Genomic DNA, 9,163 nt, shown 5'->3' with positions numbered 1-9,163 from the left:
GGCGATGTACCGCGCGATGACCTGGTGGATGCTCGCCAACGAGGTGGACGTCAACGACCCCGAGGCCGTGGCCATCGCCTGCTCCAAGCCGGTGATCGTCTCCGGCACCGACGCGGCCGGCCCCACCATCACGGTGGACGGCCAGGACGTCTCCGGCCCGATCCGCGGCCAGGAGGTCACCTCCCAGGTCAGCGCCGTGGCCGCCGTCCCGCAGGTGCGGGCCCGGCTGGTCGAGCTGCAGCGCGGCTGCGCCCGGGTGGCCGAGCGCGGCATCGTCGCCGAGGGCCGGGACATGGGCTCGGTGGTGTTCCCGGGCGCCACCGTCAAGGTCTTCCTCACCGCCTCCGAGGCCGCCCGCGCCGAGCGCCGGGCGGCCGAGCTGCGGGCCAAGGGCCTGGACGAGGCGACCATCACCGCGATGGCCGCCGACCTGGCCCGCCGGGACAGGGCGGACTCCTCCCGGGAGACCGCTCCCCTCACCCAGGCGGCCGACGCCGTCCTGGTGGACACCAGTGACCTCACGCTGGACCAGGTGATCGACACCATCGCCACCCTGGTCGAACAGCGGGCCGGTCTCGCGGTCTGACGACCGCTCACACCCTCGCGTCTGCCGGAGCTTCCGGCCGGACGCACCGCGCTGCCCCCGTGGGGCAGGTACGCACGGCGCATCCCTGGGAAGGGACGGGCCGGGAAACGGAAGTACGGAACATGAGCAACGACAACGACTCCTACGGCGAGCTCGACGCCGCCGACTACGCCGAGTTCATGGCGATGGCCGCCGAGGAGGGCTTCGACGGCGAGTTCGGCGACGGCGAGATCGAGGGCCCGCTCCCGGTGCTGGCCGTGGTCGGCCGCCCGAACGTCGGCAAGTCGACCCTGGTCAACCGCATCATCGGCCGCCGCGAGGCGGTCGTCGAGGACAAGCCGGGCGTCACCCGTGACCGGGTCACCTACGAGGCGACCTGGAACGGCCGCCGCTTCAAGCTCGTCGACACCGGTGGCTGGGAGATCGACGTCCTGGGCATCGACGCGATGGTCGCCGCGCAGGCCGAGCTCGGCATCGAGCAGGCCGACGCGGTGCTCTTCGTGGTGGACGCCACCGTCGGCGCCACCGACACCGACGAGGCGCTGATCAAGCTGATCCGCCGGGCCGGCAAGCCGACCGTGCTCTGCGCCAACAAGGTGGACGGCCCGTCCACCGAGGCCGAGGCCGCGTACCTGTGGTCGCTGGGCCTGGGCGAGCCGTACCCCGTCTCGGCCCTGCACGGCCGCGGCTCCGGCGACCTGCTGGACGCGGTGCTGGCCGCCCTGCCCGAGGCCCCGCCGCAGACCTTCGACGGCACCCCGCTGGGCGGCCCGCGCCGGGTCGCGCTGATCGGCCGTCCGAACGTCGGCAAGTCCAGCCTGCTCAACAAGGTGGCCGGCGAGGACCGCGTGGTCGTCAACGAGCTGGCCGGCACCACCCGTGACCCGGTCGACGAGATGATCGAACTCGGCGGCAAGACCTGGAAGTTCGTGGACACGGCCGGCATCCGCCGCCGGGTGCACCTGACCGCCGGCGCCGACTACTACGCCTCGCTGCGCACCTCCTCCGCGCTGGAGAAGGCCGAGGTCGCGGTGGTCCTGATCGACGCCAGCGAGACCCTGGCCGAGCAGGACACCCGGATCATCTCGATGGCCGTCGAGGCCGGGCGCGCCGTGGTCGTCGCCTACAACAAGTGGGACCAGCTCGACGAGGAGCGCCGCTACTACCTGGAGCGCGAGATCGAGCGGGACCTGGTGCAGGTCCAGTGGGCGCCCCGGGTGAACGTGTCGGCCAAGACGGGCCGTCACATGGAGAAGCTCGTCCCGGCGATCGAGACCGCGCTGGAGGGCTGGGAGACCCGCGTTCCGACCGCCCGGCTGAACGCCTTCCTCGGCGAGCTGGTGGCCGCCCACCCGCACCCGATCCGGGGCGGCAAGCAGCCGCGCATCCTGTTCGGCACCCAGGCCGGCATCCGGCCGCCGCGGTTCGTGCTCTTCGCCTCCGGCTTCCTGGAGGCGGGCTACCGCCGCTTCGTCGAGCGCCGGCTGCGTGAGGAGTTCGGCTTCGTCGGGACGCCGATCTCGATCTCGGTGCGGGTGCGCGAGAAGCGCAAGCGCAAGTAAGCGGTACGGAAAGGGCCCCCTCCGGGGGGCCCTTTCGCATGGGTCAGTACTGGCCCGGGGGGAGCGAGAGCATCGGGCTGCTGCGGTGGCGGCCGCCGACGGCGGGGGAGAGGTAGCCGGTGGCGACCCAGCCCTGGCCGGTGCTCGGGTGGCTCTGCTGGGCGGGCATGAACTGCGGGGTGCCCTGGGCGTGGCCCGGGTAGGTGTGGAAGGTCTGCTGCTGCGGCGGGTACGCCTCGGGGCGCTGCGGGCCCTCGTACGGGGAGCGGGTCGCGAAGCCCTCGAAGCGCATGGACTCCTCGCCGGAGCGGTCACCGGGCAGGGCGCGGAAGAGGCGACGGTACTCGGAGTACAGCGCGTCGTAGATCGGCGTCGGGGAGCTCGGGTGCTCGGCGTCGTACGACGGGCGCATGCCCGGGATGGGACGGGTCGTGGGCTGACGGTGGGCGGCGGCGACCTCGTAGCTGTACACGCAGGAACCAACGAGCCAGTCCGGCGGGGGATGCGGGCTGCGCGGGTGCTGGCATGTGCCGACCTGCGGGGATGTGGCCGGACGGGGGGTGCGCGGGGTGCTCGTGCGGGCTCGCACGAGGGGGGGACGGGCGGGATGCGGGGTGTCCGGGTGGGTGGGGACGGGCGGGATGCGGGGCGCCCGTGTGGGTGGGGACGGGCCGGGGCCCGGACGCGGGGTGGCGTCCGGGCCCCTGACGGTGCGTCGGACGGCTCAGGTGCCGGCCAGCGGGAGGGCGGCGGCGACCAGCAGGCCGCGGGTGGCGGCCCGGTCGAGGGCGGCGCGGAGCAGGTCCTCGCGGGGCTGGCGGCCGATGGTGCCGGCCGGGGCGGCGTACATGGTGACCGAGGAGAGCTGGCGGGCGGCCGAGCGCCAGGACTCGGTGACCTGGAGCGGCTGGTGGGCCTGCCACCAGGCGGCGTTGCTGCCCGCCGGGGTGGGGTGGAGGATCGCGTGCAGCTGGCCCATCGCCATCAGGACCGACCAGCCGGGGAGCTGGCCCGGGGCCTTGTCGACGTCGGCGACCTGGTGGAAGCCCTGCTCCAGGAGCAGGTCGAGGAACTCGTCCTGGCCCGAGGTGTTGCCGGGGCGGCCGACCGGGCCGGTCGGCTCGATCACCAGGGCGGCGTGGCCGGTGTTCTCGCACAGGACCAGGCCGCAGGTGATGCCGAGGACGGCGGGCTGGCCGGTGCTGGAGACCGAGGGCTGGCCGGCCACCGGCGCGGGGGCGGCCGGGACGGGGGCGGGCGCCGGGGCGGGGACGGCGGCCGGGGTCGGGGCGGACTGGGACTCGTTGATGCTGCGGACGGCGCCGAGCAGTTGGTCCTCGGAGACCGGGACCACCTGGGAGGGGATGCAGCGGGCGTGGGCGAAGGCGAGCACGGCGGTCTCGTCGGCGACGAAGAGCACCGTGCTGGTGGCCTCCCGGGCGGAGTTGCCCGGGGTCCGGCAGGAGGCGCAGTCGTAGCTGTCGGGGGCGTGGGCTCCGGCGAGCAGGTTGTCTGCCTCGTCGTCACCGATCTCGGCTCGGACCTCGTCGCTGACTTCGAGCAAGCGCGGCACGGGGGACTCCTCGGTTCGTCTGGGGGTGGTGCGGGCAGCCCCGACCGCCATTACCAACGGGCCGTTGTGGCTGGGGTCACGGGTGAACGCCGCCGCGACGGGATTTGCCGCGTTTTCGACTGCGCCGTGTGGGCGGGCGGTCGCAATCTGTCGATCCTGTGCGCGAGCTCACAGGGGTCCGAAGGTGGCCCAGGTCACGTCGGGCGGATGTTTGATCATGGAAATAGTGGTCAAATCGGACATAGGGTCCACATTTACTTGATCTTTACTGCGGGTAACACCTGGCTGAGCTGGGAAAACCCGAAAACGTTTGGGATCTGCTTATCCGGCTCGTAGCTTCGTAACCAGTGCAACGAGCACTACCCGGGTTCACCCCCCGGCGCACGGCCCACCGGTTCACTCCGGCGCGGCAGGTGCCCACCAGCGTGAACGCTCCTGAGAGCGGCGCAGGTGTGCGGGGAAGGTTGCCGGGACGGCGCGGCACGTCGGAACAGCGACGGGCACGGCCGTCTTGCGGACGCGGCGGACGAAACCAGGCTCCACGGGGCTTGGTTCCGGCTGCCCGCCCGGGATTGTCGAGAGGATACTCATGACCTTCCGTAACGAGACCGCCGCTGCCACCACCGCCGTCAAGCGCAACCGCGTTCGTCTGGCTGTCATGGGCGGCGCCGTCGCCGTCCTGCCCGTGGCCGGCCTCGTCACGGCGACCTCCGCCTCCGCCGCCGACGTCTCCACCTGGGACAAGGTCGCGCAGTGCGAGTCGACCGGTAACTGGAGCATCGCCAACGGCAACGGCTTCTACGGTGGCCTCCAGTTCACCTCCAGCACCTGGGCCGCCTACGGCGGCACCGCCTACGCCCCGTCGGCCAACCAGGCCACCAAGGCGCAGCAGATCGCCGTCGCCGAGAAGGTGCTCGCGGGCCAGGGCCCCGGCGCCTGGCCGGTGTGCTCCGTCAAGGCGGGCCTGACCAAGGGCGGCGCGGCCGCCAAGGTCGACACCTCCACCACCTCCGAGAGCAAGGCCTCGCGCTCCGAGACCCGCACTGCCGCCCCGAAGCAGCAGGCCGCTCCGAAGACCGAGCAGAAGGCCGCCGCCGCCCCCAAGGCCGCTGCCGCGCCGAAGAGCACCCCGAAGGCCGCCGAGGCCCCGAAGAGCGCTCCGAAGACCCAGGCCCCGGCCAAGTCCAACGGTGGCAACTACACCATCAAGGCCGGCGACACGCTGAGCAAGATCGCCGCCGAGAAGGGCCTGGACTGGAAGGTTGTCTACAACAACAACGCCGGTGTCCTGGGCTCCAACCCCGACCTGATCTTCCCGGGCCAGGTCATCAACCTCTGAGACCTCTGACGCTCCGGTGAGCTGACGAAGTGCCAGAACGGCCGCCCCTTCCTGACGGAGGGGCGGCCGTCGGCGTTCCCGCACGTCTCCGCACGCCTGGGCAGGGCTGGGCAGGTCTGGGTACGTCTGGGCACGACACGCCGGGGCCCGTCGCCTGGACGGACCGGTGGTGGTGCCGGGCGGCGCGGGCCGTGCCTTCATGGGCCCATGATGCGACCGATGGTCCTGCTCGCCCTGAGCACCGCGCTGCTCCCGCTGGCCACCGCCACCCCGGCGGGGGCCGCCGCCGTCCCGGACGCCACCTGGCAGCGGCTGGCCGACTGCGAGAGCGACGGCGACTGGCACGCCAACACCGGCAACGGCTTCTACGGCGGCCTCCAGATCTGGCAGCCCACCTGGCAGGAGACGGGCGGCCTGCGCTACGCCGAGCGACCCGACCTCGCACCGCGCCGCCACCAGATAGCCGTGGCCCAGGAGATCCAGCGGCGGCAGGGGTGGAGCGCCTGGCCGCAGTGCGCACGGGAGTTGGGGCTGATCCGCTGAACCGCTGGACTGCTGGACCGTTGGGCGGCCGGAGGGTGCGGTGCGGCGCGGCATGCCGCGGCGAGCCGCGGGCTGCGAGGATGGGGGCATGGAGCTCTTCCCGCGCGAGCGGTCCGTCGTCGCCCCCGGTGTGGTGCACCTGCCGGACTGGCTCGGCCCCGAGGAGCAGCGTGCGCTGGTCGAGGCCTGTCGGGAGTGGGCCCGCCCGCCGGCCGGGATGCGCACGGTGCGGATGCCGGGCGGCGGCGAGATGTCGGTGCGTTCGTTCTCGATGGGCTGGCACTGGTACCCGTACCGCTACGTCCGCACGGTCGTGGACGGGGACGGGGCGCCGGTGAAGCCGTTCCCGCCGCTGCTGGGGGAGTTGGGGCTGCGGGCGGTGGCCGACGCGTACGGGGCGGGGTGGCGGAGATCGCCGGGGCGGTCGGGTACCGGCCGGACATCGCGGTGGTCAACCACTACGCGCACGGCAGCCACATGGGCCTGCACCAGGACAAGGAGGAACGGGCGGACGCGCCCGTGGTCTCGCTCTCGCTCGGTGACAGCTGCGTCTTCCGGATGGGCAACACCGAGACCAGGACCAGGCCTTGGACCGACGTCGAGCTGCGCAGCGGTGACCTGCTGGTCTTCGGCGGGCCGATGCGGTTCGCCTACCACGGGGTGCCGCGCACCCTCCCGGGGACGGCGGATCCGGCGCTCGGGCTGACCGGACGGCTGAACGTGACGCTCCGTCAGTCGGGGCTGGAGGACTGACGGAGCGGCGGTTCTCGGTTCAGAGGAGGGCGTGCAGGGCGCGGGCCTCCTGGAGCAGCTTGGTGGTGCCGGGGCGGGCGGCGAGGCCGGCCAGGGCGGGCAGGTCGAGGCCGGAGGGGCCGCAGCGGCGGACGCAGTCGGCGGCCAGGGCGATCAAGTCGGCCGTGCCGCGCGGGGGTTCGGCTTCGAGCAGGGCGGGGAGGGCGGCGGCCAGGACCGTCCAGACGGTGCGGTACGCGCCGGTCTCGGCGGCGGCGCTCAGGGCCCGGGCCAGGCGCGTGGGCTTGACCGAGCCCTCGCGGATCAGCTCGGCGGACTCCCGGCCGAGCAGGTCCGGGGCGAGGTCCCCCCGGGCGGCCAGCACCAGCAGGGCGTCGACGGCGGCGGTGCGGTCCTCGGGGCGCGGGGCGCCGAGGCCGTGGGCCAGGGCCAGGTGGACGGCCGGGCCCGCCGGGCCGTCGGCCTCGGCCAGGTAGGGCAGCACCCGGACCCCGTCGCCGGTGACGTGGTGGCCGTCGAGGTCGGTGAAGTGGCGCAGCAGGCGGGAGGCCAACTCCTCGCGGTGGCCGGGCAGGACGGCGATCGTGTGCGCGCTCGGCGCGGGGGCCCAGCCGTAGCGCTCCAACTCCTCGGACGGGCCCAGCAGTCGGACGATGTGGGAGGGCAGGGTCGGTGTGCCCGGGGCGATGTCGGGGAGCAGCGCGTCCGGGTCGATCCCGGGCTGGACGGCGAGGCGGTAGGTGGCGTGGCGCCAGGAGGCGCTGCCGGTGCTGCTCTGCCGGACGGTGACCGGCTGGTGCGGCAGGCCGCCGCCGCGCAGCCAGCCGGCGTACCGGAGCCCGTGCGGGGAGCGGAGCTTCCCGGCGGCGGCGAGCGCCTGCGCGGTGGCGGGTGCCGCCCGGAGCAGGGCCTGGCCGTAGTCGGCGGGGCCGGGGGTGAGGCCCAGCTCCTCGTAGCGGGCGAGGCGCTCGGCCAGGACGGCCGGGTCGAGCACTCCGGTCTCCAGGGTCGGGGTGGCGAGCAGGAACGGGACGCGCTCGCCGAGGAGTTGGCGGGCCGCCTCCTCCAGCCGCAGGGCCCGCTGGGCCGGGAAGGGGTGGGTGCGCCCGTGCCGGAGCGGGGAGTGCTCGGCCTGCCGCCAGGACTCGACCTCGGCGGCGGTGCGCTGCCCGGTGGCGGCTTCGGCGACGAAGCGCAGGTCGCGGTAGGGGGCGGCGGCCAGGACCGGGGCGAGGGCCTCGGCGAGCCCGGGGGCGTCCAGCCAGGCCCAGCGGACCAGGCCGTCCAGGGCGCGTTCGAACCCGGCGACGCCGGGCTGCCCGGACAGGGCCGCCGAGAGCTCCTCGGCGGCCTCGGCGGGGCCGCCGACCGGAGCGGGGAGCGGACGGGGTGTCGGGGCGGGCGGAAGCTGCTCGCGGTAGTCGGTGCTGTCGGGGAGAGGGGTGGCGAGGCCGAGCAGGTCGGCGGCGGCCGCGTGGTGGGCTTGGTCCAACTGGGCTGCGGTGGAGCGGAGTTCGGTGATGGTCCGGTCGTCGGCGGCCTTGAGGTGGCGGGCGGTCAGCTTGAGGGCCTGCTCCTGGAGGGTGCGGTCGGGGTGCCCGTAGGCGTCCGAGGCGGCGAGCAGGACGGCACCGGCTCGGGCCGGGTCCTGCTTCGCCGTCCGGTCCAGCCAGGAGAGTTGGGCCTTGACCAGCTTCTTCTCGGCGCGGAACAGCACGGTGCGGGAGGCCTCGGTGGCCGCCTCCGGGTCGAGGGCGCCGGTGGCGTCCAGCTCGATCAGGGCCTGCTGGGCCCAGCCGGCCACCGTGGAGGGGCCGTCCAGCAGGCCCAGCAGGGTGTGGGCCTCGGCGGCCAGCTCGGCCGGAGTCGGGGCGAGGACGGTCAAGGTGGCCAGGACGGGCCGGAGTTCGATGGTGCGGCCGCCGCGCAGCAGGCGGGCCAGCACCCGGGAGACCAGGGCGGCGCGGTCCAGGACGCCCTCGGAGGCGAGCCGGGCCAGGGCGGCGGGCCAGCGGTCGGACTCGGGCTGGCCGCTCCAGCTGTTCTCCAGGACCCTTGCGGTGCCTGCGACTTCGAACATCAGCGGGGCGAGCAGCGGAGTGAAGGAGTCGGCCCGCAGCCGGGCGTGAAGGCCGGTGCCGACCGGGAGGCGGCCGGGCAGGTCCGGGCGGGGCAGGGGGAGGGAGCGGTCCTCGGCCCAGTTGAGGACCAGGGAATCGGTGAGCGGTAGCGGGCAGCCGGTGGTGCGCACCAGGTACTCGGTGACCTGGAACGTGACGGAGAAGCCCCAGCCGACGCGGCGGCGGCGGTGCTCGGCCAGCCGGGCTGCCACCTCGGCCCGCCAGGTGTCGGGCTGGGCGTCGATCAGGCGGCGCAGCGCCGGGCGGTGCCAGTCGGTGGCGCCCTCGAACTCGGCGGCGCGGAGCCAGGCGGCGGCCTGGGAGGGGGCCGAGTGGCAGACCGCGCCAGCGACCATCAGGGCCGGGGCGGCCGTCGAGCGCAGTCGCCAGTCGTCCCGGAGGTCCTGGCGTAGGGCCTTCAACTCGGGGAGGAGGGAGCGGCGTTGAGCTGTGGTGAGGGGGAGCACGGCGGCGCTGACGGCGGGGGTGCGGCCGGCCCGGAGGTCGTCGGCGAGGCTCATCGGGGTGGTCCTTCTCGGGGCGGGATCGAGGCTTCGGGGCTGCGGGGCTTCGGGGAGTCGAGGGTCGGGGAGGCGGAGATCGGGGAGGCGGCGGGGTGGTGGTCACACCGGGGGCGCGGGGAACTGCGCGCTGCGGAAGGAGGCTTGCCGTGTGCCGGGGGCGGAG

7 protein-coding genes and 1 pseudogene are annotated in these 9,163 nt (G+C 74.3%); 5 read left to right on the top strand and 3 right to left on the bottom strand.

Annotated features, from left to right (window positions below):
• A partial coding sequence (gene cmk, locus ABD946_RS12650; RefSeq protein WP_345283033.1) for a (d)CMP kinase occupies positions 1 to 586 on the top strand: 586 nt, incomplete at its 5' end.
• Between the two features lie 122 nt (positions 587 to 708).
• Positions 709 to 2,148, top strand: a complete 1,440-nt coding sequence (gene der, locus ABD946_RS12645; protein WP_345283031.1) for a ribosome biogenesis GTPase Der — start codon at positions 709 to 711, stop codon at positions 2,146 to 2,148.
• A gap of 43 nt (positions 2,149 to 2,191) precedes the next feature.
• On the opposite strand, the gene ABD946_RS12640 is transcribed toward der, so the two are convergent.
• Both ABD946_RS12640 and ABD946_RS12635 read right to left on the bottom strand, forming a co-directional pair.
• Positions 2,192 to 2,620, bottom strand: coding sequence for a hypothetical protein (locus ABD946_RS12640; protein ID WP_380149713.1), 429 nt, complete (start codon positions 2,618 to 2,620; stop codon positions 2,192 to 2,194).
• 252 nt (positions 2,621 to 2,872) lie between these two features.
• Positions 2,873 to 3,721, bottom strand: coding sequence for a hypothetical protein (locus ABD946_RS12635; RefSeq protein WP_345283029.1), 849 nt, complete (start codon positions 3,719 to 3,721; stop codon positions 2,873 to 2,875).
• 589 nt (positions 3,722 to 4,310) lie between these two features.
• Here ABD946_RS12635 and ABD946_RS12630 point away from each other — a divergent pair.
• From ABD946_RS12630 to ABD946_RS12620, 3 genes and pseudogenes are all read left to right on the top strand, one after another.
• A complete protein-coding gene (locus ABD946_RS12630) occupies positions 4,311 to 5,060 on the top strand; it encodes a transglycosylase family protein (RefSeq protein ID WP_345283027.1) in 750 nt (249 codons plus the stop codon).
• 207 nt (positions 5,061 to 5,267) lie between these two features.
• The gene (locus tag ABD946_RS12625) at positions 5,268 to 5,603 is read left to right on the top strand and encodes a transglycosylase family protein (protein ID WP_345283025.1); all 336 of its coding nucleotides are present in this window, start codon (positions 5,268 to 5,270) and stop codon (positions 5,601 to 5,603) included.
• An 88-nt stretch (positions 5,604 to 5,691) separates the two neighbouring features.
• A pseudogene (locus ABD946_RS12620) lies at positions 5,692 to 6,356 on the top strand (alpha-ketoglutarate-dependent dioxygenase AlkB family protein).
• A 19-nt stretch (positions 6,357 to 6,375) separates the two neighbouring features.
• Here ABD946_RS12620 and ABD946_RS12615 read toward each other — a convergent pair.
• Positions 6,376 to 8,997 carry a DUF6493 family protein gene (locus tag ABD946_RS12615; protein WP_345283023.1) on the bottom strand — a complete coding sequence of 874 codons (2,622 nt, stop codon included), beginning with the start codon at positions 8,995 to 8,997 and terminating at the stop codon, positions 6,376 to 6,378.
• Positions 8,998 to 9,163 lie beyond the last annotated feature (166 nt).

The sequence above is a fragment of the Kitasatospora albolonga genome (assembly GCF_039535905.1).
GTDB classification, from domain to species: domain Bacteria; phylum Actinomycetota; class Actinomycetes; order Streptomycetales; family Streptomycetaceae; genus Kitasatospora; species Kitasatospora albolonga.
The sequence above is the reverse complement of the archived record's forward strand: the minus strand, read 5'-3'. Positions and strand labels throughout refer to the sequence as shown.